Source organism: Nocardia vinacea (assembly GCF_035920345.1).
GTDB lineage: Bacteria > Actinomycetota > Actinomycetes > Mycobacteriales > Mycobacteriaceae > Nocardia > Nocardia vinacea_A.
In genome coordinates this window covers 129,811-151,805 of record NZ_CP109149.1, presented here as the reverse complement: position 1 = coordinate 151,805, position 21,995 = coordinate 129,811, and the positions used below count along the sequence as shown (strand labels likewise).

The following is a 21,995-nucleotide window of genomic DNA, read 5'->3' as shown; positions in this document are numbered from 1 at the left end:
CTGCTGCAATATGGATCGCGCGGATATCGTATGTGAATCCTGCCGTCGATATCAAAGCAGTCTTTACCATGTATGGCCGTTTCGAGGCCTGGAGAAGAATGATGCTGTGTTTTGAGGAGATGCTGGAAAGCATTGCTACGGAACCGAGCCGCTTCGAGTATTGGGTCGACTTCTACCATGAGTGGTTGTCTGTACTTTCCGAACCTCGGCCGGGCATTTCACGGGAAGAATTGAGCGCACTGTTCCGCAGATGGGCGAATGAGCGCTGAATAAACAGACACTATCGCTGTCGCTGCACGGAACGGTTCGGCCCGGTGCGAGGTTGAGGTTGCGTCGAATGCCCGTGCGTGCGCGTATCCGCCACGAGACAGCAGGGCCGCCGTCGAGCATATCCCCGGCGATCCAACCGGTGATCTCCTCTCGGCGCCGACACGACGGAGGCGGTCACTGCGAGCCAGACCCGCCCGCGCGCAAACTTGACCACCAGCCGATGCAACACCTTTGGCCAGCCCGTACGCCGTTATTCCGTACAGCTTGACCTCGCGGCCCAATTCGTCGTGCTGCGGTCCGTTCACCGGCCCGGACAGAGTTCGCGACGGCTCAGCTCGGTCCGGATTCGGCGCGAAACTCGGTTGTGCGTTGCCATGTCAGTTCGGTGGCCGGGCGGTCGTAGTCTGCTCAGCGGCCCGGTGACCGGGTAGCCGGGTGCCGCAGGTGTAGCCCTGGCTCCCGGCTCCTGTGGACTTCGCGTTGCCACAGCAGGTCGACGATCCGCGCCACACCGGCAGTGAGATGCCGCCGGTAGGTGCTGAACGGCAGACCCAGTACCTCGGCGGCCCGCTCCTGTGTGACTGCCGGTCGCAGGTACGTTCGGTCTATCGCCCGAAACAGCTTGGCGTCGCGCGGATCTTCGCGGAGCGTCTCCGCCGCCTGGCGAACGATCCCGGCCAATGCGGTTGCGGCGGATGTGGCGCCGCTCTGATTCTGCACCTGCCGGGTTCGAAGCAGTGGATTCTGCGCCAGCTTGTCGATCCGGTGCAGGTCACGAAGCGCTTGACGCACCGCCTCGCGGAATTCCGGCCGCGACCACGTGATTGCCGGAACGGGATGGGCCACCGGCGATGTCGACGGGTCGTAGCCGCTGACCTCTCGTTCGGCCAGCAGATCGAGCCACGCTTCCAAGCCGTGCCGGCAGTCGCGGGCGACCACCTGGTAGTGCCGGTCGCCCACTCGGTAGTCGGCTTCCGGCGCACGGTGATAGTCGACATAGGAAAACAGTGGCGACAACGGATCCACGCTCTCGTAACCGCCGAGAAAATCCCACCGCACATGGGGGTTGGCCAAACTGCGTTGCATGTAGCCGATGGTGATGACGGTGAACGACGGTGAAGGCTGTTGGTAGAGATCGCGATCCATGAAGAAGCGGCTCGCGAGAACCTCCTCACCCGGCTGGGGCGGACCGTGCCGCTGGGCGTACTCCCACATCGCGTTCGCACCGGGGTCGGCGGACAGGTCCGCTGCGGTGGCCTCGTGCAGGCGCAGCCGGGCCCCGAACCCGAGGGGTGGACCGCTGTGGCCGCGAACGATAACGAAGGCATGCGGCTGGCGGTCCAGCCAATACGCCACCAGCTCGGCGGATTCCGACCCTTGCCACCGCCGCGTCATGTCCAGCAGAGCCTCGCGATCACCCGGTACCAGTGTGTCCGGATAATGCCAGCCGAGGCTCGACCAGTCCATGAAGGCGCGGATGGGCGGATGAACCCGCTGCAGAAAAACCAGATCTGCGACCGCCTGCTGCTGCACCCTTCCGGCATCGTGCTTCAGGTGCCCGAGAACATGACGGCGCACCCTGCGGTGCATGGCCGTGTAGCTCGCCCGATCACGCCACTGCAGGTCCGCGTCGATGACGTCGCGGGCCAGCTCGTGCGGGAACACCCCTGTCTCACCCTCCTCGACGAAAGACAACCTGCGCAGCCAGCCGAAAAGCTCACCGGCATCGTCACCACCGAGGACCGCGCGCAGGGTCTCTTCGGTGGTGACTCTCGTGTGGGCGCAGACCTCCAGTGCCCTCCGGTGCCGCGGGCTCGGAACAGCCGCGATGATGCGCTCCATCAGAACCCGCACCACGTCGGGTGTGTCACGCAGGTCGACCTCGGCGATCGTTCGGTGATCCCGGTCGTGCTGCCGTATCACGTCTACCAGCAGGGACAACGCCAGCGGATGCCCATGTGTGGCCGCTAGTACCTGGTCGTGCAGGGGTTCGGGAACCTTCTCGACGCGCAGATACGATCGCGCGTCCTCCGGCGGCAGATTTCGCAGCGGGACCGATCGGAGGGATTCCCGCCATCCAGGATCGGAGATCCATTCCGGTGACGGCGGATTTCGGCTCGCAATGACGACCAGTGCGGTACCGGGCAGTTCCGGCAGGAACCGTTCACGGATCCATTCGTCGATCGGCGCCAGCGAGTCGTAGGGGTCAAGTAACAGGACATGCCGCGGCCCGCGCGCCAACGCATCGATCGGCGAACACCCCTGCTCGAGCCCCAGCGACGCGGCAAGTACGGCCAGTAATGCCACGGGCGACGGCTCCACGCTTCGGGCATCCACTCGAACGGCGACGGCTCCCGCCGCCTCGGCGATCTCTCCCCACACGCGCAACAGCGCAGTCTTTCCCACACCGCCCTCTCCGTGGACAAAAACAGCTGAGAACAAGGGACTTTCGGTGGTCAGTGCGGCACGGAAAAACGCCGTCTCGGCAGTCCGGCCGACGAACCGCTGCCTCCGGACCTGCTGTATCCGGTCCGCGATACGGGACACACCTCCAGGCTAGCTGGCCGCCCACAATGAGCAGGAATTGATCTGGCACATGAACAATCGGCCGAGTCATCGTGTGCTGCAGATGCGACTGCTCACCAGGTCGCCCGACATCGGAGTGTGACGATGACTTCTCAGCCCGCCGACGCCGCGCCCGCCGCAACCGGGCTTCCACCGGGCCCGCAGCTGCCGCCGGCCGTGCAGACCATGCTGGCCTGGCGACGCCGGCAGCCCTTTCTCGATGCCTGCCGGCGCCGCTACGGTGGCTGCTTCACTCTGCGGATCGCCCCATTCGGGACAATCGTCCTCGTCTCCGAGCCATCCGCCATCGAGCAGATGCTCACCGGCGATCCCGCGGTCTTCCGCGCCGGTGAGTTCAACGCCGTCGCAGGGCTCGGCCTCATCCTCGGCCGCGCCGCCCTCGGCCTTCGGGACGGGGACGAGCATCGTCGGATGAAGCGGTTGTTGTCGCCGTCGTTCCGAGCGAGATCAGTGGCCGGGCATGCGGAGATGATCGAAGCGGTCACCGCGAAAGAGTTGCGTCAGTGGCCGATTGGACGGCCATTCGCTCTGCATCCGCACATGCAGGTGATTGCCCGAGAGGTCATCTTTGGATGTCCTCTTCGGCGCGGCCGAACCGGCGCGGCTGTCCGAGTTGCGGGAAGTACTGCCTGCCCTCGCCGATCCGAACCCTCTGCTTCTCGTACCGGGGCTCCGCCGGGTGGGTCCGCTGCAATGGTTCCGAGGTCACCTGGACCGGGCAGACAAGCCGATTCTCGCGGAAATTGCACGGCGCCGCCGGGCATCGACCTTGGACGAGCGTACCGACGTGCTGTCGACGCTGGTCGATTCCGATGAGGGAAACGCATCCACCGACCGGCAGCTGCGCGATGAGGTGGTGGACCTGTTTCTGGGTGGATACGCGCCGACCGCCGATGCCTTGTCGTGGATGTTCGAACGGATTCTCCACGAACCAGGCATGCCGGCCCGGGTGCGCTCGGCCGTGCACGCCGGCGACAACGGCTACCTCAATGCGGTCGCTCACGAGGTACTACGTCAGCGCCCACCGCTGCTCGCCGCTGGCCGCAAGCTGGCCGAGCCGGTCGAACTCGCCGGATACCTTCTGCCAGCAGGAATCTCGGTGGCTGCGGTGGCCGGCCTGGTACACAACTCTGAACAGTGGCACCACCAACCGCGCGCCTTTCGGCCCGAGCGCTTCCTGAGCGGGCCGCCCGGACGCCACACCTGGATACCGTTCGGCGGCGGACAGCGCCGGTGCATAGGCGAAGGACTCGTCCTCGTCGAGATGACGGCGGTGCTCCGCACCGTATTCAGCCACCTGGACCTCGCTCCGGCGGATCCCGAACCAGAACGAGCCCTACCCCACAACATTTCACTGACGCCGGGTAGAGGCGCACGGGCCGTGGTGCGTCACCACTGGACCGCCGCAGGGCACCAGTGACGCCGTGCTCCGGGGCCTCGAGTTCAGAGTCCTGACGGTTCCGATGACAGCCATTCGGCGTGCCTGCAGCGCAGCCGATCGCGTTCGTCGGTCGTGGCCAGGATGACGTCGGCGCCACCGTCGTAGGGATGGTGCAGCTGCTGTAGCGCGGTGTCGGTGATCAGCAGTCCGACGGTGACCTCGTCGGCGGCGGCACATAGCAGCTCATCGAGACAACCACGCTCCCAAGGTTTCTCGCTGACGTACAGGTGCCAGTACCAAGGGGCGTCGGGATCCGGATCCTCGAGCACGGATGTCCAATACCGGGCTCCCGGGTGCAAGCTGGCGGCTGTGTGGGAACGCCGTGCCGGAGTGGGGGTTTCGGACCCGTCTGCCGTGATGATGTAAATGTCCTCGCCGCTGAAGAGTTCGTCCAGGATCGTGTTGTATCGGTCCAGCACGATCGCGTAGTCGTCCGCGCTGTCGGCATACCGCTTGGATTCCGGCAGACTGTGAAACCGTACCCACCGATCCGGATAGGCCATTTTCAGCGCATCGGCGATCGGTGGGCATGCGGGCCAGAGTTCTTCCCAGCGGCGTAGCAGATCGTTCTCACGCACCGAGTTACGGTACACCACTTGATCTTTCACGCCCGCGAACTCCACGACGTCCAGATCCCCGCACCGGACATCGCCTACGACGATTCCCACGAAACCGACCTGGACGGCCGATCAGTGGTGCTGCGTCCCACCAGCCGCGCCCACAGCAGAGGCGATCAAATGGCCGCCTTCCCCAACGCGGACGTGATGTTCACCGGCGACCTGGCCGAGACCGGCCAGGTCGCCATCTTCCCGGTGGATGTCATCAACCGGACTGGGTGCATGGTCTCCGGCGACGACTCGGTTGAGCAGCTGCGCCACGATGTGCTGGTACGCCTGGACACACTGCTGACCGACTTGGGTTACTGGTACGAGGAACTGGCCGCCCCTTGATGGCTGCGGGTGCGCGTGGAAATCGCCCCCGGCCGCGCATTAGGGTCTGACCGCATGGCAGTCCTCTCCCGCCCCATCGCAAGCCTGGCGATCGTACTCGGTGTGGCCGTTGCGATTCCGATGCTCGCGACCCTGGCCTTCGCGGCCATCGGCCACCCCGAATGCGCGACCATCCCGGAAGATGTGGGCCCCTGCGGATACTGGGCCCGCGTGGCGGAATACGGGCCGTTCATCATGCTGTGGGGAACGGTCGGCACCGCGGGCTTCGGAGCAACAGTGTGGCTGGTGGTCGTCGCCGTACTCGGTCTCTTCGCAGCGTTACGCCCTCACCGCGGGTAATACATCTGGCACCGGCTCAGCGGACCAGATCCTGACCAAGGGCCGGTGCGGAGTAAGTCGCGTTTTCGCCCGTCCTGGTCTCCTGTCTCCGGTTGGCCATCGACATGTGTTGTGGGACTTGTGTTTGTCTGTTGGGTGTGATGTCGAAGTTGGTTCGGGTCGGTGGCGGCGTGCTCGCGTGGATTGCGACCCTGGCGGGAGCTGCGGGGGTCGCGTTGCACTTCAGTTGGTCGGGGTCTCGAGTGTTGGTCTTGGCGGCTTCGGGTGCGCCGTATTTGATGGGTGCCGCGCTCGTTGGGACTGTGGCATTTGTAGCCATGCGACGCTGGATCAGTGTGGGGGCGGCGGTCGTTGTCGTGGCCGCCGCGGTGTGGACTCAAGCTCCGCTGTACGTCCATCGCTCAGGTGGCGTCGAAGGACCTGCGGTGATGGTGATGCAGGCCAATCTTCTGTTCGACGGAGCGGATCCAGCGACGCTGGTCGATCAGGTGCGCGCACGAAACATCGGTGTGCTCACCGTCAACGAACTCACTCCGGCGGCGGTTGAGGGTCTTGGCCGTGCAGGGCTCGACCAAGTGTTGCCGCACCGGTATCTCTCCCCGGGAAGGACCGCGGCCGGGACGGGAATCTGGAGCAGCTACCCGCTGTCGGAAACTGTTGAGTATGACGGGTTCGTGCTGAACCAGCTCTCGGCGACCGGAGACATTCCGGGCGCTGGACCGGTCACGCTGTACGCCTTCCATCCGGTACCACCGGTGTTCGGCACCCGGGTGTGGGCCGACGAGTTGTCCCGTTTGCGCGAAATCCTCGAGCGGTCACCATCGGATCGGCCGGTAATCGTCGGTGGTGACTTCAACGCGACCTACAATCACTGGCAGTACCGCGCGATGTTGTCAGGACGTTTCGGCGATGCCGCCGTCCAGGCCGGCGCCGGACATCTGGTCACCTATCCCACCGACAAACGGTGCCCGCCCCTGGTCAGTATCGACCATATCCTCGTCGCCGAGGGGCGAACGGTCGCGGTGGAGACAGTGGACCTACCAGGCGCAGACCACCGCGCCCTGGTAGCGCAGATCCGCCTGAACCGTGCAAGGCAGTAGGAGTGAATCGCACTGTGGGCGGGCGGTGGATGTGTTTCATAATTGCCTGAAGGAGATCGGAAGGCCCGCCCACGTGTCGGAGCCCTCGTCACCGCCCGGAATTCCGTACATCACATTGTCTGGATCCATATTCGTCCGATTGTTCCGCCACGAGACCATCAGATTCTGTCTGCTCGGACATAGGTTGTGCCACTGGATGGTGGTCGTCGACGTGCCGTTGTCGGTCCACCACCACCGGATGCAGCCTGCCACACCTTCATGCCTGTTCACTGCCGTCTCCTGCCCGCCGTACGCGGAGCCGGCGACCGCCCCCACTGAGACGGCAGCAGCCACAAGGACGACCGCCAGCTTGCTTATCGAGGTCATGTTCTGGATCCTGTCTGCCGCGAAATCCCGTTGTGAACTCAGTTTTAACGCCTTCCCGCGCCTGGAGAAGGTCGTGTACCGCCAAACCGAACACACGGATTCGCGGACTACCGCTACATCGCGACACCCGCCGCAACCCGGAAGTTTCTCAGCCCGCAACCCGTTCCCGGGTCAGGTCCAGGCGAGTGGTCATGTCGAGCCGGAAGCGTCCATCGGGTTTGATGTCCACGCCGGCGTGAGGATTTGGCAATCTAGTTGGTGCAAGGCGACGGACCCGAAAGGGGTGAGCGATGGCCAACATATCGACGGTGTTCGTTCGGGTCGAACAACGACCCGAACGCGAACGCGACCTTACTAGTGCCGACCTGTTCAAGGTGCTCTTGCAGATGAATCGCGGTGAGACCTACAACGTACCGCTGTGGGATCGCACAACCACCACCTCGATCGACGTGCAGTTCGGTGCCAGATGGGGCGCCAGCTGGGCAGTCGAGGAACTGTGGGAACAGTTCGGGGACCAGCTGAGTTCGGTCTGGGTCCGCTGGACCGGAGGCCATATCAGCTGGAACTACGATTGCGTCTTGCCCGATGGCGACGTTCTCATGTGCCGCACCGCCGACACAGCCGACCCCATACCCCGTCGGTGTCCTTATTGGTTCGACGAGATCCGGCTGACCCCGGCTTTCGACCCAATGCCTGCACTACCTGCGCCGCCGGGATGGTCGGTGACTCCCACCGGCTGGCACTCGGCCACCAGGCCATGCCGCCGGTTTGCCGACAACAACCGCGACTGGTTCTCACTGCTTGTCGATCCGGGAGTGCCGACTACGACCTCGACCACCGACGCTCAGACGAATTGGCTGATCAGCGAGGATTGGCTCAGCTACTACTGGCCGGACATCGGGCTTCCCACCGCGATCACCGACTACATCGCCGCCCACGATTCACAGTTGCATCGTGTCGAGGTGTGCTGGCGGAACAAGCCGGTCGAGACCTCGATCCGCATGGGCACAGGCCCTGATGACGGCTGGACGTTCTGGGCCAGCGACGACTGGACTACCTGCGCCGACGAGGAATTCCTGAACCATTTCGGCACGAGCCTCGACGGGGCTGGGGCCTGACCTGGCTTGGCCAGGCCCCAGGTCGTGCTGCCAGCTATTGTCCGGTAGCGGGTTTGCGCCACACCGGTTCGTTCGAGGCGCCGGGGCGTTTGTTGGGCCGGTATGAGGTCCGTTCATGAACACTTGGTGGCTGGTGTTGATGAGCCGGTCCAGAAGTGATTCGGCGACAACGGGATTCGGGAACAGTGGATACCAGTCGACCGGAGACCTGTTGGAGGTCAGGATCATCGATCCGCCAGCCGCGGTGCGTTCGGACACCAGCTCGTAGAGATTGTCGGCCTTCTCGGATGGGAGCACAGCCTCTCTTACCTGTGAGGACCCGCCGCCGACCGCCTTCCCACTGGGAATTACGTTAACGCGACCCTGCGGAATTCCGTGAACGACACCCGATCTCAGCACGGTATTTTCATGAACGTCGACAGACTGTCGAGCCGGTCGGTAACCAGGGAGCAGGTGTGGTCAGCCGGTCGATGAGATGCTCGCTGGTGCAGTGGCGATTCCAGCCACCAGCGGACGGAGGCGTCGGTCAGGTCGACCTGATCATCCGTCCTCCGCCCTCGATCGCCGAGACGGGATCGCTGTTCGACTGCGGAGGCAGGCCGACGGTGCGACTACAGATCTTCCGGGTTGAAGTGTTTCGCAACAGTCGCGATCGCGGTCAGCACGGGTTGACACGATGCCAACTCGGGCACGAAGGCGTCGAAGCCGTGTTCACCGTCGGGTACGTCGATCACGGCTATGGTGGCGCCGACCTCCTCAGCACGGGCCAGAAGGCGGTCCACGGTCGCCTGGAATTCTGGCCGCTCACGTCCGACTCTGGTGAGCACGATCGGCCGACCAGGACGCACCATGTCACATGCAGCGGGGGTGGTCGAGCCGGAGAACGGATCAGCCAGCACCGGGTAGGTCAGGGCCAGGCAGCGTAGCCACGACGGTGATTCGGTCAGCCACGAGCCGGTGAGCATCCCACCACCAGAGAACGCCCAGATCGCCACTCGGTCAGGGTCGATTCCGGGCACGCCGCGTACGCGATCCACAACGGCCGTCAGCCATATCGCGGTTCCGGTCCAGTCCGCATGCGGTGGCCACACCGTGCCCGGCGCCCAGTCGTCCACTCCCTGGTATCGCACATCCACGACCACAGCAGCGACACCTCGCCCGGCGAGCAATCTGCCATAGCCGCCGAAGAACGGAGAGTCACGCGGTCGCCTGCCGGCAGGAGCTGGCCCGTGCACCAGTATCACGAGAGGTAACGGCCCTATTGCGTTCTGTGGCCGATAAACGTCGAAGTCGTCCTGCCGTTCAACCTGGATATCGTCTGGTTCGCTCATGCTCCGCACCCTGTCTGATTCCGATCTACTAGCATCAAATCTATTGTCTTTCAATGAGTTTCATTGTTAGGCCGGATCGTTGCGATATTTATCGAACGCGTCACGATTCTCATGCTCGACCACGATCAGCACTTGTTGCAGCGGACATCGCGGGCGGCGCTGTCCGCGAACCGTCCCAGCGTGACAATCTTGCTGCCGTCCGCCGGGACATCCGAGCAGATCGCTGCGGGGCCGGACGGCATCGGCGGTTGTCGATTGGTGGCGATGTGTATGTCCGGTTCTGGGCAGGCGATTGGCGGCTCGTCACTACGGCAGGCGTAGGCCGGCCAGCAGCTTGGTGAGAATCGCGAGAGTTTGTTTCCGGACGCCTTCGGGGTCCGCGGCGTCCGCGATGGTCAGCGCGCCCTCGCCGATGAGGGCGCAGCACAGACGTGCCAGCAGGTCGGCCGGATAGCGCGGCAACACCTGCTTGTCCATGAGTTCATCGAGGACCTGCTCCAGAAGGCGACCGGCGTATCGCTGGTCCAGTTCGCGCCACCTCGACCAGCCGAGGACCGCCGGGCCTTCCTCGAGCACTATCCGCCGGTACCGCGTCTCGGTGCATGCCTGCAGGTACTTCGCGATCGCTTCCAAACCCCACTGCCAATCGTCGCCGACCGTGGGGGCGCCCGCAAGTAGCGCGGTTACCGTCTCGGTCTGGACCCGCTCGAATACGGCTTCGAACAACGACTGCTTGTCCTTGAAGTGCCGGTATACCGCGCCCTTGGTGAATCGCGCGGCGGCCCCGACCGCATCCTGTGAGGTCTGATAGTAGCCGTTCTCGACGAACAGCCGTTCGGCTGCCTCGACCACCGCCTGACGAGTCTGCTCGACATATTCCAGGCGTTGGGGCTTGACGTCATTCACGGTACGCATAGTACATCTGATACTGTCAGAATCATAGATGCCGATGGTATCGTAGGATTGCGCAGACGCTAGAACTGGGCCATTGCTGAATCGCCACCCGGTTTCCGAACTTAGGAGTCGCCATGACACAACGCGCCATGCTCATCCGCGGGCTGGGGATCGCACGGCTTGCGATCGGCCTGTCTGCGTTCGCGCAGCCGGCGATGACCCGCCGATCGCTCGGCGTCGCAGGGCAGGACGCCGATGGCGGTGTCGTCGCACGAATGTTCGGCATTCGAGATGCCGCGCTCGGTCTGGCAACACTGAGCTCCGACCCGGCCGTTCAACGTGTCGGGCTGCAACTCGGTGTGCTCGCCGACGCGGCCGACACCGCTGCGGTACTGCTCGGCCGCCGAGGTGGTGTCACTGCCAGCGGTGCAACCGTGGTCGGCGGCGGCGCCGCATTGTTCGCCCTCGCTGGACTGGCAGCGCTTCCGAAGCGAGCCCGGCCACCGATCCGGTGATACGTCCACGTCGACAACGACGGTTGAGGAACCTCGCGGGTGGGCGGGTCGGCGGTCAGCTCGATCTGGATAACCAGGTGTCGAGCCGCTGATCGTAATCGGGCGCGACGCGCAGGCTCCGCCCCGTTGTCCGGGCCAACCATCCCAGCTCGAGGAATCGGTCGGTGAGCGCCGCGGGCAGTGCACCGGCCAGATGGGGCCGCCGCTGTGTCCAATCCACACAGATCCGCGCGAACACTCGCCGAGTGCTGTTCAGCGCCCGCAGATCAATTCCCAACGCTCCGGCCAGCCGCCACCCAACCGGTGTGAGCTGGTGGTCTCGGTCATCGATCAACCGTAGGGCGTCAGCGGCCACCAAGCGGTCGCGTAACTCGACGCCGCGCCGACCGGCGAGATGGTCGTAGCAGGTCCTGGCCTCGGTGAGAGTCCTGGCAGCACGATCGGTGCGCAGCGAACGCACCGGTGTCGCCGGGGCCAGCTGCGCCAGAGCTTCGAGTACGGCGGCGACCTGCGGTCCGGCCAGCTCATGGTAACGATGCCTGCCCTGCGCGCGGACTAGTACGAGGCCTCCCTCGACCAACCGTCGCAAATGAGCGGCCGCAGTCGCCGGTTGCACTCCGGCGCGGCGGGCGAGCTCACCCGCCGGCAGTGCGTGCCCCTCGGCCAGCGCGGCGAGGATGGCGACCCGGGTCTGATCGCCGATCAGCGCTGCCACCGGCGCGAGATCGCGATCGAGCATCCGCTGTTCGTCCGGTTCACTGGTCATGCCGCAACCGTGCCACAACCACGATTAGCTCCCGACCAAAACATCGCCGACCTACCGTCGCACCGTCACAACCACCAGCACAGAAAGGGCCAGACGGCCATGACCGAGTCGACGACGACCGCCGAGCAGATCGAGTACATCTTCACCGCCTGGGATGATGCGTTGGGCGCCAAGGACCTCGACGCCGCAATGGCGCTCTATCAGCCCGACGCGACGTTGGAAAGTCCGTTGGTCTGCCATCTGCTGGGCACCGAGGAGGGTGTGGTGCGCGGCCGAGATAACCTGCGGCGATTCGTGGACAAGGTGTTCGCCCACCAACCCGCTGAACGGCGCCGGTACCGCGTCGGCTTCTTGACCGACGGAAGCCGACTCACCTGGGAATACCCCCGCAAGTCCCCGGACGGTGACCAAATGGACATCGTGGAGGTGATGGAAATCCGAGACGGCCTCATCGCCCACCACCGCGTCTACTGGGGCTGGGTGAGCGTCGGAATGCTCACCAACGGAGCGCACTCGAAGTAACCAGCGATGATCGGCGAGGTCGCGGGCGCCGGAGACGAAATTCTGTGGCGCCCACGACCATTCAACGCACCGGAAGCGCACGAGGCACGCACCATCGGACTCGGCCGCCACCACGCTTCCCTGCACGCCACGAATGCCCGCTAACACGACCACCCCTCCCCAACACCGGATAGGCGCACTCACCGTCGCCGACGCCCAGGCCCCCGACGCGGTCCGGAAACAGACTCTCGCGATCCTCACCAAACTGCTGGCAGGCCTGCGCCTGCCGTAGTAATGCGTCGGCAGTCGCTGCTGATCTTCGACGGCTCCGCCTCCTGGATTTGACACTTGCGCGATGATTGAACATGTGTTTAGCATATTAAACATGCGTTTAAGAGAGCAACCGTACCGGAAGGATCCGCCCGCGGATCTGAATACTCGGGCCCGTATCCGGGATGCCGCGATCGTCGTATTCGGCGAAGAGGGGTTCGGAGTCGGTGTTCGAGCGATCGCGCGGGCGGCGGGTGTGTCGCCCGGGTTGGTGAATCATCACTTCGGGTCCAAGGATGGACTTCGAGCGGAGTGCGACGAGTATGTTCGTTCGCTCATCCGGACAGCGAAGACGGAGTACGTGCAGGAGCCTTCGCCGACTGCGACGCTGCAAGCGCTCACGGAGATCGAGGAGTACGCGCCGCTCATTGCCTACCTGATGCGGACCTTTCAGGCGGGCGGTGCCCTCCTGGTGACGTGGTTCGAGCAGATGGTGGCCGACGTCGAGGCGTATCTGGCGATCGGCATCGAGGCTGGGACCTTGCGCTCACCAACGGATCTCAAGTCAATGGCCCGCTATCTGGCGACCCAAAGCGGCGGTGGGTTCTTCTTCTTCCTGCAGCTGCACGCGGCTAGGCATGACGGGGAGCTCGATTATCGAAAGGCGCTTCGCGAGTTCGCCGACCAGATGATGCTGCCAGCGGTCGAGATGAGCACGCACGGCCTGTTCACCGATTCGACGGTGCTGGACGCCCTGCTCGCCGACCAGTGATCCCAATTTCTACATACAAATATTGATCCTCAGTCTCTCAAGGAGATTCGATGTCATCGGCAATTGTCGTCCGCGAACTGCGCAAGCATTTCGGACAGGTACACGCTCTCGACGGTCTCGACCTCGAGGTCGTCGAAGGGGAAGTGCACGGCTTCCTGGGCCCCAACGGGGCGGGCAAGTCGACCACCATCCGTATTCTGCTGGGAATCCTGGCCCGCACCTCGGGTGAGGTGCGTGTGCTCGGCCGCGATCCGTGGGCCGACGCGGTTGGTCTGCACAGCGAAATCGCTTATGTTCCAGGTGATGTCACGCTATGGCCGACGCTGTCCGGCGGTGAGACGATCGATCTGCTGGCTCGTATGCGCGGCGGCCTGGATCCCGATCGTCGCGAGGAATTGATCGAGCGTTTCGAGCTGGATCCGCGAAAAAAGGCCCGCACCTATTCTAAGGGCAACCGGCAGAAGGTCGCCCTGGTGTCGGCGTTTTCCTCGAACGCGAATCTGCTGATGCTCGACGAACCCACCTCGGGGCTGGATCCGTTGATGGAACAGGTTTTCGGGGAATGCGTCCAGGAGGCTACTGATCGGGGGGTGACGGTGCTGCTGTCCAGCCACATCCTGTCCGAGGTAGAGACGCTGTGTGACCGCGTCACCATCATCCGGGCCGGCGCGACGGTGGAGAGCGGCACACTCGCGTCGATGCGGCATTTGAGTCGCACCTCGATCAAGGCCGAAATGATCGGTGATCCGGGCGATCTCGGCCGGATCGCGGGAGTCGAGGACGTCAGCATCGACGACCACACGCTGCGCTGCCAGGTCGACAGCGAACATCTGGGTGAGTTCATCCGAATCCTCGGTGATGCCGGTGTGCGCAGCCTCGTCAGCCAGCCGCCGACACTGGAAGAGCTTTTCCTGCGCCACTATTCGCTCGACGGGCACGACGCCGGCAGGAATGATTCGGGCCGCCACTACGCGGAGGCATCGAAATGACAACCGCCACTGCCACGCGCCCGCACTACGGATTCGCCGAATCCGCGCGCGGCGCCTCAGCTTTCGCCGGAACCGTGCAACTGCTGCGGCTGTATCTGCGGCGCGACCGCATCGTGCTGCCGCTGTGGGTGCTGCTGCTGTCGGTCCCACTGGGCAGCGTCTACGTCAAGAGTGTCGAGAAGCTGATCAACACCCCCGCCGATCTGGCCGACCTCGCGAACTCGATCCTGTCCAGCCCGGCGCAGTTGGCCATGTACGGACCGATCTACAACACCACGCTCGGTGCGGCGGGTGTGTGGAAGGCTGGGCTGTTTCACACGCTCATCGCGATCGCCACGATTCTCACCGTTATCCGCCACACTCGAGCTGAGGAGGAGACGGGACGCGGGGAACTGCTCGCCTCGACCCAGGTCGGGCGGTTCGCGAGCCTTACTGCCGCGTTGACGGTAGCTTGCGGAGGTGCGCTGGCCACCGGGCTGATCGGTGCTGCCAGCATCAAGGGCGCCGGAGTCCCCGGTAATGGTGCCCTGGCGTTCGGGCTCGCCGAGGCTGCCTCGGGCATCGTGTTCGCCGCCGTCGCCGCGGTGGCCGCACAGCTCAGCGCCGGTGCCAGGACCGCGCGCGGTATCGCCTTCGCCGTGCTGGCGGGCACATACACGCTGCGTGCGATCGGTGATGCGCGCGCCGCTGATGGCCCCACAAACGTGCTCACCTGGCTGTCACCGCTGGGCTGGTCGTTGCAGGTACGGCCGTTCGCCGGCGATCACTGGTGGATTCTGCTGCTGCACGCGGCGACCACTGCGGTGCTGATCGTCACAGCCTATCTTCTGCTGTCCCGGCGCGATCTCGGGGCGGGGCTGATCGCCGAGCGGTCCGGCGCACCTGTGGCGGGTTCCGCGCTGGCGGGGCCGCTCGGGCTGGCATGGCGGATGCAGCGTGGCACGCTGGCGGCTTGGTGCGTGGGGCTCAGTTTGTACGCTCTGATGTTCGGCAGCGTGATCAACGGCATCGGAGACGAGCTGGGTTCCAATCAGACCATGCGCGACATGATCGCCCGAATGGGCGGCTCGCAGGTGCTCGAGGATTCGGTGGTCACCATGGTGTACACCATGCTCGGCCTCGCCGCGGCCGCGTACTCGATTTCGGCTGCGCTGCGGTTGCATTCGGAAGAAACCGCCGACCGTGCCGAGGCCGTGCTCACTGGAGCGATCGGCCGGATCCGCTGGGCCGCTTCACATCTGGTATTCGCGCTCGGGGGACCGATAGTGCTGCTGTTGGTTTCGGGTTGCGTCGGTGGCCTCGCCTACGGCTTGGCGGCCCATGATGTCGGCGGCAAACTCCCGCGGGTGCTCGGCGCGGCGTTGGTACAACTTCCGGCTATCTGGCTGTTCACCGCAGCGACTGTGCTGCTGTTCGGGCTGCTGCCCCGGTGGACACCAGTGGCGTGGGGCGTGTTCACCGGCGGGCTCGCCCTGTTCCTGCTCGGATCCATCTCCGGTATGCCGCAATGGGTTCTGAACCTCGACCCATACAGCCACCTGCCGAAGCTGCCCGCGGCATCATTCGCCGCCGCCCCGGTGATGATCCTGGCGGCGATTGCAGCAATGGCTGTCACAGTGGGGCTTTTCGGCTTCCGTCGCCGCGACCTGCGCTGAGTAGTATCCCGGGTGCGGCCCTTGGAGCGTTGGCTCCAAGGGCCGCACGACACCGGTGATAGCTATTCCGATCGGATGGTCGGCATATGCGATGGAAGACTGCAGTTCAGGGCATCAAGAAATCCCGAAGATCTGAAGGCCACCAACATCGACGTCACTTCACGGCCCGACAATCCGCAGTACTCGATAATTCGGCGAGTTGCAATCTTCCCTTGCGCGGCCAGAATACGGCCGATGGAAGTTCGGCCCAGAATTAACTTTGTGGGGGAGTCATCCGCGCACACAGCCTGAATAGAAGGGGCTCGCCATGAATACAGTATTCGTTGTCTGCGAGATGATTATTCTTACCGAGATATTTATGACCGTGGTGTCCTTAATAATCGGATCACTATGGTTGATCTCTCGACGTACCAGCCGCACTCAGGTCGCTCGATCTGAGAGGCGGTTGATCGACGTACCGATGCATTCTGGTGCGAGGGAGAATTGACTCGGGTGGTCGAGCGCGCCAGGGTTGCTGCGATGGCCATCGGCGCATGGCAATGCGGGACACCTATTGCACTGGGCGACTCACGGTTCCAACGGAATGATGCCGAACAGTAGCGCTTCGATGCATGTTCGGAATGCTGTTTCGGTGTCGGGTGGGGTGGCGGATTCGAGGGTGGCGAATAGCGCAGTCAACTGTGGGTAGTCGCCGTGGGACAGCATCGCTGAGATGTGGTCGGCCATGTTTGCGCGCGCGGAGAGTCCGGCTTCTTCTTGTGCGGCGAGGGCGCGCACCCACCCTGTGAGCAGGCCGATGACCGTTAGCGTAGCGGTGGCGTCGAGGCCGGTCGGCGCCAATGCGCCGGCCATGTGGTCGAGGTATCGCATGGTATGCGGGCAGAGGGTCGGCGATTCGACCTCCGGTGCCCGTGGGTGGCATCGGTACAGGGCGCGTAACTGTTCCAGGATGCCGATGATGTCGCGTTGCACATCTCCGGTGAGAGGCGGGTAGTCGACTTCCGCGGCGAGCCGTGCGATACCCAGTCCGTGGCCAATCGGGATGCGGTGTGTCATGGCAACTCCTTCGGAAACTGGCATCAATTCAGCAATGGGCGCAATCCGGTAGTCAGCTCAATCACGATGATACCGTCAGTATCATGGATACTGAAGGGATCTAACCTTACTATGAGCATCGTGAGCGATGTCAAGCCCCAACGCCTGGACTACGTCGAGCAGACCCGCCAAGCGCTCGTCGACGCGGCCGAGCGGCTGTTCGCCGAGAACGGCTACCACCGAACCTCACTGGACGCAGTCGGCGCCGCAGCCAGGTTCACCAAAGGCGCGGTGTACCGGCACTTCAAGGACAAGCAATCACTGTTCGAAGCCGTCTTCATACGAGTCCAAACCGACACTGCAACCACCCTGCTCACAGACATCCCCATCACCGACGACGCCTGGCAATGGGGCCTGAACGCCATCGCGAAATATCTGCAAGCGTGCACCCAGACCCGATACCGACGCATCGTCCTCGAAGAAGGCCCAGCAGTACTCGGCTGGTCGAAATGGCGCGAACTCGACCAGCAATACGCCGGCCACCTCCTCGAACAAGTCCTCACCGAACTCATGAACAAGCAAGTCCTGCCACACTATCCAGCCCACCTGCTCGCACGCCTATGCTGCGCACTCATCGGCGAAGCAGCACTCACAATCGCCGACACAGACACCGACACAACCCGAGAACAAACCCTCGCCATCCTCACCAAACTACTGACAGGCCTGCGGGGGGACTGTCGGAAAGACGGCGGATCTGATCTCGGTCCGATGAGCTGAACCTGAAGGTTCGGCAGGAAGGACCGACTGATGTCGGAGACACTCGAGGCCGTGGTGAACAAGGACGCGGCGGAGACGAAGAGGCTGGCCGAGCAGTTGCTGGCCCAAGCCAAGGAACAGGGCATCGACCTGGTCGGGCCGGGTGGTCTGCTCAACGAGCTGACCAAGACCGTGCTGGAAACCGCGTTGGAAGCGGAGATGACCGAGCACGTCGGGTATGAGAAACATGATCCCGCTGGCCGGGGAACGGGTAACTCCCGCAACGGAACTCGGTCCAAGACGGTGGTCACCTAGACCGGGCCGGTCGAGATCGACGTGCCCCGCGACACGAGCTCGACGTTTGAGCCGAAGATCGTGCGTAAACGCCAGCGGCGCCTGTCCGGGGTCGATGAGATCGTGTTGTCGCTGTCGGCGAAAGGACTGACCACAGGCGAGATTTCGGCGCACTTCGCCGAAATCTACGGGGCGTCGGTGTCCAAGGACACGGTCTCGGCGATCACGGACAAGGTGGTCGCGGAGATGACCGGCTGGTGCAGTCGGCCTCTGGACCGGGTGTATCCGGTTCTGTTCATCGACTGCATTCACGTGAAGATCCGGGAAGGCAAGGTCGCGAACCGCCCGATCTACGTGGTCCTGGGCGTCACCATCGGCGGTGAACGCGACATTCGGATTGTGGGTCGGAGACGGTGGCGAGGGCGCGAAGTTCTCATAGTAAGTCCTGGTTCGGGGACTACTACTTATGCAGGGTGGACGAACCCAAACTCGGTTGTCTGCGGGGAGGTTCGTCTTGGTCAGGTTCGCTGGTGGTGCGGCGCAGGCCAGTTATGTGGCCCGCATTCGTGGTCTGGATCCGGAGCGGTGCCTGGTCGTCGCGGTCGATGTCGGCAAACGGTCGGCAGCGGCCTTGGTCGCCGATCATCATGGTCAGGTCGTCGCGGACCTGTTCGAGTTCGACCAAACCGTCTCCGGACTGGCCCGATTCGTGACGGTGGTCGCCGACGCCGAGCGGCGGGCCGGTGCCCAGAGTGTTCGGATCGGGGTGGAGGCGGCGGGGCACTATCACCGTGCGGTGGCAACATCGCTGGCGCGCAATGGTTTCGATGTAGTCGAGCTCAACCCGTTTCAGGTCAAGACAGCTCGTGTGCAGCTCGGCCAGGCCCGCGTGAAGACCGATCGTCAGGACTGTTTGGCCATGGTGGAGTTGCTGGTTCGTGGGGCAGGGCTGGCCGCTGCATCGCCATGACGGCCCGCTGGCCGAGCAGGCGATGTGGGTTGCGCAGCGGTGCCGGAAACTGGATGCCGCCCAGGTCCTGGGCAGCCAGATCCACGCCCTGGCCGACCTTGCGTTTCCTGGACTGACCGGTTGTTTCGCCAGTGGATTGGAATCGCGAACCCTGCGGATGCTGCTGGCGACCGCGTCCGATCCGGCCCAGGTCGCGACCATGACACCGACGGAACTGGTGCGGCATGCTGCCGACCACAACGTGCGCATGCTGCGACCGAAAGCCGCGCAGGTCATTGCCGCCGCTGGCGATGCATTATGCGTGCCCGACGCTCAGCGCACGACCGCGGCGCGCATGCTGGCCTCGGAGATCGCGGCATTCGACATCCTGCAGCATGAGCTGGGCGACTGCGAGCAACACCTGGCCGAGATACTGCCACACACCCCCGCCGGAGTGCTGCTGAGCGTCCCCGGCATCGGTGTCATCACCGCCTCGTACTACGGTGCTGCCCTTGGTGATCCGTGGCGGTTCCGCAACGCCGATGCCGCCTACCGATACTCGGGACTGACCCCGACCAGTTACGAATCCGCCGGCCGCCGGGCCGGCACGGTACGAATCAGCAAGATCGGGTCGGTGCAGCTGCGGCAGGCCATGATCACACTCGGCACCAGCATCGCCCTGCACCACCCCGACTTCGCCGCCTACAAACAACGACTGCGCGCCGCCGGGAAGAAACCCATCGTCGCCACCATCGCCGTCGCCCACCGCGCGCATCGTCTGGCCTGTGCGATCATGCGATCCCAAAAACCTTACGTCGCAACACAATGGGCCGCTTCAGCGGCCAAATCACACCGGGCGGGCCGGTCCGTCACGGTCACCGAGAAAGCGACCGGAACGACGTAACCGACCCTGCCGACAACCTTACCGCCCACCACAACAGGCTCCTTCCGGCTCGTCCGGAAGGTGACGGTGGCGGGGGCCGCAGCGACGTCGACAAGTTCCAGCACGCCGGTACCGACCGGACTGCGCAGCCAGCATGACGTGCGGCCCCTGTCCCATCACGCGAGCGCGCACAACAGCCAGCGCCCAAATCGGAGTCGCGCCTATATGAGTAAGCGCCGCAGGGACATCCATTCGTTGCGAGGCGGAGATCGAAAACTCGCGCCTCACCGCGAGTCGATCCAACACGCCCATCACCACTTGACAAGCACTCCAGAACAGCTGGATGAGCGTGCTCACCGACATCCGAAACCGCGGCTGCAAGGACGTGTTCTTCCTGGTCTGCGACGGGCTCAAAGGGCTGCTCGATGCGGTGGGGAACGTGTGGCCGCTGGCCACGGTCCAAACCTGTCTCATCCATTTGTTCTCTGAACTTGTTGGGGCAGAGAGGTTTCGGTCAGGTGAGGGTGCGTCCGACTAGGTGGGTGAAGTGTGGGATGCCGAGGTGTGGCCGTAAACACGAATTCCAAGACCGCCTATCCACGAATCCTGACGTCACTCGGGGCCGATCCGGGGCAGGCGTGTCCATGAATTTCGACGTCACGCCGGTCGGCGCGTCCGGTCGTCGGGTGTGTCAGAACGGTGGCGTGTGAAGGTCTTCCGCGGGATCGTGATGTTCTGAACAACGGTGACGAACCGGTTCAGGTCGGCCCGCAGGTCGGTGAGCATGTAGCCGTCCGCGGCGAGGAAGGCGTGGAGGGACTGCACGGCAACCAGGTGGCTGTCGGTTAGCCAGTTGGCATGATGGGCCCTCCGAACCGGCAAACGTTCGTGGACAACGCACCAGGTACATCCTGTCCGCGGCCGATGTCATCGTCGGCAAGCCATCGTTTCCCATCACATGGAACAGGTATGTGAGTATCCGTCCTAGGCTCAGGCACAGTGCAACGTAGACCGATGAGGAGACTGCGTGTCCAAGGATGTTCCGGAGTGGCAATCCATCGTCAACTCTCCATCGGAAGCACTCCTCAAGGCTGCGGACCGGCTCACGGAGAGCGGGGTCGTCGGAGTCTCGGCGGCATACTCCACCACATTCGGCACTGTCACCGGCGATTTCGTCCTCACCGCGAGTGGGTACGCGACCGGCACGATCAAAGACAACTATGGCTGGGACCAAGCGGAATTTCTTGCGTCGCCGACCATCAGCGCTGTGCGCGGCGACGTCGACTGGTGGGCGCGACGAGCGTCCCGTCAGATCAGTCAGCTCGCAGACAGGTGGATTCGCCTCGACCGGGACATCGACTGGACCAACCCGGACCAGGGCGGCGCGTTCGCGGTTGACATCGTCGACACATTCAGTCCCAGTGGCCTCGCCGACGCCATTCGGGCTATCGCGCCCCTGGCTTCCGGCGATATGTCAGAGGTATCCGTCGACTACGACATCTTCGGCCGGATAGCTGTCACGGCGGGCAAATGGACCGTCGTGCTGCACGGGAGTGCACCGCACGACGTAACGTCCATCTGGATGCCACTCGTCGGCGGCATCGTCGACCGATCCGCAGTCCAAGACCTCGTCGCCGACCCGCAATCCGACGATGACGACGTACCCCTGTGGGACGAAGCGGGTAGGCCAGTGGGAATCAATGTCTCGATAACCACCCGGTCCGGCCACGCTGGGGCGCTTCAGATCCGAGCCGACCGCGTGCTCGCGGACGACACCCGACTCGCTACCGGGGCCCCCGCCCAAGTCGGTCTCACCGAACACGCGAGCCGCGTCGGCAACCTCCTCCTGGAAACGGCAACAGCACTCGATGACCCCGACAATCCAGGGCAGGCGCTCAATCACGTACTTGCCGGCCTCACGGATCTGGAACCGGTAATCGTGACAAAGCCAGCGGATGTCATTGTCGGAGTTGATGTTTCGCCGATTCTCACGCCTGCCATTGTTTTGATCAATGTACTCACCGCCCGCGTCGCCGACCTCGAAAATACGTCCCGAGACACGGTGATATCGACCCTCCGCGATCAGCTCGATGCCGCCGCCCGACACGCACCCCCACCCAACGGCCCCGCCGCCGTGGGGTAGACGCCGCTCGCGCGATGACCTCGCGCGCGAATTCGGCCGGTTCCCGCGCCACTGCCAGCGCCAACCCGGCAT

General features: G+C 64.0%; 24 protein-coding genes and 3 pseudogenes. 18 read left to right on the top strand and 9 right to left on the bottom strand.

The features are described 5' to 3' along the window. Positions 1–32 precede the first annotated feature (32 nt). The gene (locus OIE68_RS00740; RefSeq protein WP_327097439.1) at positions 33–269 is read left to right on the top strand and encodes a hypothetical protein; all 237 of its coding nucleotides are present in this window, start codon (positions 33–35) and stop codon (positions 267–269) included. A gap of 409 nt (positions 270–678) precedes the next feature. Here the strand turns inward: OIE68_RS00740 and OIE68_RS00735 are convergent, their stop codons facing one another. Together OIE68_RS00735 and OIE68_RS00730 are read right to left on the bottom strand one after the other, a co-directional pair. After that, the gene (locus OIE68_RS00735) at positions 679–2,817 is read right to left on the bottom strand and encodes an ATP-binding protein (protein ID WP_327097438.1); all 2,139 of its coding nucleotides are present in this window, start codon (positions 2,815–2,817) and stop codon (positions 679–681) included. Between the two features lie 66 nt (positions 2,818–2,883). Further along, positions 2,884–3,261: a hypothetical protein gene (locus tag OIE68_RS00730; protein WP_327097437.1), complete on the bottom strand. Its 378-nt coding sequence runs from the start codon at positions 3,259–3,261 to the stop codon at positions 2,884–2,886. 163 nt (positions 3,262–3,424) lie between these two features. Between OIE68_RS00730 and OIE68_RS00725 the strand changes: the two genes are divergently transcribed. Beyond that, entirely contained in the window at positions 3,425–4,276 is an 852-nt protein-coding gene (locus tag OIE68_RS00725) for a cytochrome P450 (protein ID WP_327097436.1), read from the top strand. Between the two features lie 23 nt (positions 4,277–4,299). Here the strand turns inward: OIE68_RS00725 and OIE68_RS00720 are convergent, their stop codons facing one another. Next, positions 4,300–4,875: a DUF3885 domain-containing protein gene (locus OIE68_RS00720; RefSeq protein ID WP_327097435.1), complete on the bottom strand. Its 576-nt coding sequence runs from the start codon at positions 4,873–4,875 to the stop codon at positions 4,300–4,302. A gap of 18 nt (positions 4,876–4,893) precedes the next feature. Between OIE68_RS00720 and OIE68_RS00715 the strand changes: the two genes are divergently transcribed. The 4 genes from OIE68_RS00715 to OIE68_RS00700 all read left to right on the top strand — a co-directional run bounded on the left by OIE68_RS00715 (position 4,894) and on the right by OIE68_RS00700 (position 8,170). Next, the gene (locus tag OIE68_RS00715; protein ID WP_327097434.1) at positions 4,894–5,247 is read left to right on the top strand and encodes a hypothetical protein; all 354 of its coding nucleotides are present in this window, start codon (positions 4,894–4,896) and stop codon (positions 5,245–5,247) included. A 54-nt stretch (positions 5,248–5,301) separates the two neighbouring features. Next, positions 5,302–5,586 carry a hypothetical protein gene (locus OIE68_RS00710; protein ID WP_327097432.1) on the top strand — a complete coding sequence of 95 codons (285 nt, stop codon included), beginning with the start codon at positions 5,302–5,304 and terminating at the stop codon, positions 5,584–5,586. Between the two features lie 140 nt (positions 5,587–5,726). After that, positions 5,727–6,686: an endonuclease/exonuclease/phosphatase family protein gene (locus OIE68_RS00705; protein WP_327097431.1), complete on the top strand. Its 960-nt coding sequence runs from the start codon at positions 5,727–5,729 to the stop codon at positions 6,684–6,686. Between the two features lie 656 nt (positions 6,687–7,342). Then, on the top strand, positions 7,343–8,170 hold the full coding sequence (locus OIE68_RS00700) for a hypothetical protein (RefSeq protein WP_327102060.1): 828 nt from the start codon (positions 7,343–7,345) through the stop codon (positions 8,168–8,170). A 168-nt stretch (positions 8,171–8,338) separates the two neighbouring features. Here OIE68_RS00700 and OIE68_RS00695 read toward each other — a convergent pair. The 3 genes and pseudogenes from OIE68_RS00695 to OIE68_RS00685 form a co-directional block, all read right to left on the bottom strand. Beyond that, positions 8,339–8,398, bottom strand: a pseudogene (locus tag OIE68_RS00695) (hypothetical protein); the annotation flags it as partial. A 383-nt stretch (positions 8,399–8,781) separates the two neighbouring features. Further along, complete coding sequence (locus tag OIE68_RS00690; RefSeq protein ID WP_327097430.1) at positions 8,782–9,501, bottom strand: alpha/beta hydrolase; 720 nt, start codon at positions 9,499–9,501, stop codon at positions 8,782–8,784. A gap of 306 nt (positions 9,502–9,807) precedes the next feature. Beyond that, positions 9,808–10,407, bottom strand: coding sequence for a TetR/AcrR family transcriptional regulator (locus OIE68_RS00685; RefSeq protein ID WP_327097429.1), 600 nt, complete (start codon positions 10,405–10,407; stop codon positions 9,808–9,810). 122 nt (positions 10,408–10,529) lie between these two features. Between OIE68_RS00685 and OIE68_RS00680 the strand changes: the two genes are divergently transcribed. Further along, positions 10,530–10,910, top strand: coding sequence for a hypothetical protein (locus tag OIE68_RS00680; protein ID WP_327097428.1), 381 nt, complete (start codon positions 10,530–10,532; stop codon positions 10,908–10,910). Positions 10,911–10,965: 55 nt separating this feature from the next. On the opposite strand, the gene OIE68_RS00675 is transcribed toward OIE68_RS00680, so the two are convergent. Next, the gene (locus tag OIE68_RS00675) at positions 10,966–11,676 is read right to left on the bottom strand and encodes a winged helix-turn-helix domain-containing protein (RefSeq protein ID WP_327097427.1); all 711 of its coding nucleotides are present in this window, start codon (positions 11,674–11,676) and stop codon (positions 10,966–10,968) included. 99 nt (positions 11,677–11,775) lie between these two features. Between OIE68_RS00675 and OIE68_RS00670 the strand changes: the two genes are divergently transcribed. The 5 genes from OIE68_RS00670 to OIE68_RS00650 all read left to right on the top strand — a co-directional run bounded on the left by OIE68_RS00670 (position 11,776) and on the right by OIE68_RS00650 (position 15,863). Then, positions 11,776–12,198 (top strand): nuclear transport factor 2 family protein, encoded by a 423-nt coding sequence (locus tag OIE68_RS00670; RefSeq protein ID WP_327097426.1) that lies wholly within the window; start codon positions 11,776–11,778, stop codon positions 12,196–12,198. A 133-nt stretch (positions 12,199–12,331) separates the two neighbouring features. Further along, complete coding sequence (locus OIE68_RS00665) at positions 12,332–12,469, top strand: hypothetical protein (protein ID WP_327097425.1); 138 nt, start codon at positions 12,332–12,334, stop codon at positions 12,467–12,469. Between the two features lie 93 nt (positions 12,470–12,562). After that, complete coding sequence (locus tag OIE68_RS00660) at positions 12,563–13,219, top strand: TetR/AcrR family transcriptional regulator (RefSeq protein WP_327101544.1); 657 nt, start codon at positions 12,563–12,565, stop codon at positions 13,217–13,219. 50 nt (positions 13,220–13,269) lie between these two features. Next, entirely contained in the window at positions 13,270–14,208 is a 939-nt protein-coding gene (locus OIE68_RS00655; protein ID WP_327097424.1) for an ABC transporter ATP-binding protein, read from the top strand. Next, positions 14,205–15,863, top strand: coding sequence for an ABC transporter permease (locus tag OIE68_RS00650; RefSeq protein ID WP_327097423.1), 1,659 nt, complete (start codon positions 14,205–14,207; stop codon positions 15,861–15,863). The genes OIE68_RS00655 and OIE68_RS00650 overlap by 4 nt, the downstream gene beginning before the upstream one ends. 567 nt (positions 15,864–16,430) lie before the next feature. Here OIE68_RS00650 and OIE68_RS00645 read toward each other — a convergent pair. Next, entirely contained in the window at positions 16,431–16,919 is a 489-nt protein-coding gene (locus OIE68_RS00645; protein WP_327097422.1) for a TetR/AcrR family transcriptional regulator C-terminal domain-containing protein, read from the bottom strand. 120 nt (positions 16,920–17,039) lie between these two features. On the opposite strand from OIE68_RS00645, the gene OIE68_RS00640 reads away from it, so the two are divergent. From OIE68_RS00640 to OIE68_RS00620, 5 genes and pseudogenes are all read left to right on the top strand, one after another. Then, positions 17,040–17,675, top strand: coding sequence for a helix-turn-helix domain-containing protein (locus tag OIE68_RS00640; protein ID WP_327097421.1), 636 nt, complete (start codon positions 17,040–17,042; stop codon positions 17,673–17,675). 30 nt (positions 17,676–17,705) lie between these two features. Further along, positions 17,706–18,381 (top strand): annotated as a pseudogene (locus OIE68_RS00635) (IS256 family transposase); the annotation flags it as partial. 81 nt (positions 18,382–18,462) lie between these two features. Continuing rightward, positions 18,463–18,918: an IS110 family transposase gene (locus OIE68_RS00630; RefSeq protein WP_327097420.1), complete on the top strand. Its 456-nt coding sequence runs from the start codon at positions 18,463–18,465 to the stop codon at positions 18,916–18,918. After that, positions 18,887–19,801, top strand: coding sequence for a transposase (locus OIE68_RS00625; RefSeq protein WP_327097419.1), 915 nt, complete (start codon positions 18,887–18,889; stop codon positions 19,799–19,801). The genes OIE68_RS00630 and OIE68_RS00625 overlap by 32 nt, the downstream gene beginning before the upstream one ends. 319 nt (positions 19,802–20,120) lie before the next feature. Next, a pseudogene (locus OIE68_RS00620) lies at positions 20,121–20,261 on the top strand (transposase); the annotation flags it as partial. A 176-nt stretch (positions 20,262–20,437) separates the two neighbouring features. On the opposite strand, the gene OIE68_RS00615 reads toward OIE68_RS00620, so the two are convergent. Then, positions 20,438–20,605, bottom strand: a complete 168-nt coding sequence (locus OIE68_RS00615; protein ID WP_327097418.1) for a hypothetical protein — start codon at positions 20,603–20,605, stop codon at positions 20,438–20,440. 202 nt (positions 20,606–20,807) lie between these two features. On the opposite strand from OIE68_RS00615, the gene OIE68_RS00610 reads away from it, so the two are divergent. Then, positions 20,808–21,923: a hypothetical protein gene (locus tag OIE68_RS00610; RefSeq protein ID WP_327102059.1), complete on the top strand. Its 1,116-nt coding sequence runs from the start codon at positions 20,808–20,810 to the stop codon at positions 21,921–21,923. Positions 21,924–21,995: the final 72 nt, after the last annotated feature.

Excerpts from the sequence above, each read along its gene's own strand:
- OIE68_RS00675 (WP_327097427.1), bottom strand. The coding sequence starts at position 11,676 with ATGACCAGTGAACCGGACGAACAGCGGATGCTCGATCGCGATCTCGCG.
- OIE68_RS00710 (WP_327097432.1), top strand. The coding sequence starts at position 5,302 with ATGGCAGTCCTCTCCCGCCCCATCGCAAGCCTGGCGATCGTACTCGGT.
- OIE68_RS00660 (WP_327101544.1), top strand. The coding sequence starts at position 12,563 with ATGCGTTTAAGAGAGCAACCGTACCGGAAGGATCCGCCCGCGGATCTG.
- OIE68_RS00655 (WP_327097424.1), top strand. The coding sequence starts at position 13,270 with ATGTCATCGGCAATTGTCGTCCGCGAACTGCGCAAGCATTTCGGACAG.
- OIE68_RS00730 (WP_327097437.1), bottom strand. The coding sequence starts at position 3,261 with ATGCTCGTCCCCGTCCCGAAGGCCGAGGGCGGCGCGGCCGAGGATGAG.
- OIE68_RS00645 (WP_327097422.1), bottom strand. The coding sequence starts at position 16,919 with ATGACACACCGCATCCCGATTGGCCACGGACTGGGTATCGCACGGCTC.
- OIE68_RS00650 (WP_327097423.1), top strand. The coding sequence starts at position 14,205 with ATGACAACCGCCACTGCCACGCGCCCGCACTACGGATTCGCCGAATCC.
- OIE68_RS00670 (WP_327097426.1), top strand. The coding sequence starts at position 11,776 with ATGACCGAGTCGACGACGACCGCCGAGCAGATCGAGTACATCTTCACC.
- OIE68_RS00665 (WP_327097425.1), top strand. The coding sequence starts at position 12,332 with ATGCCCGCTAACACGACCACCCCTCCCCAACACCGGATAGGCGCACTC.
- OIE68_RS00680 (WP_327097428.1), top strand. The coding sequence starts at position 10,530 with ATGACACAACGCGCCATGCTCATCCGCGGGCTGGGGATCGCACGGCTT.
- OIE68_RS00705 (WP_327097431.1), top strand. The coding sequence starts at position 5,727 with ATGTCGAAGTTGGTTCGGGTCGGTGGCGGCGTGCTCGCGTGGATTGCG.
- OIE68_RS00690 (WP_327097430.1), bottom strand. The coding sequence starts at position 9,501 with ATGAGCGAACCAGACGATATCCAGGTTGAACGGCAGGACGACTTCGAC.
- OIE68_RS00700 (WP_327102060.1), top strand. The coding sequence starts at position 7,343 with ATGGCCAACATATCGACGGTGTTCGTTCGGGTCGAACAACGACCCGAA.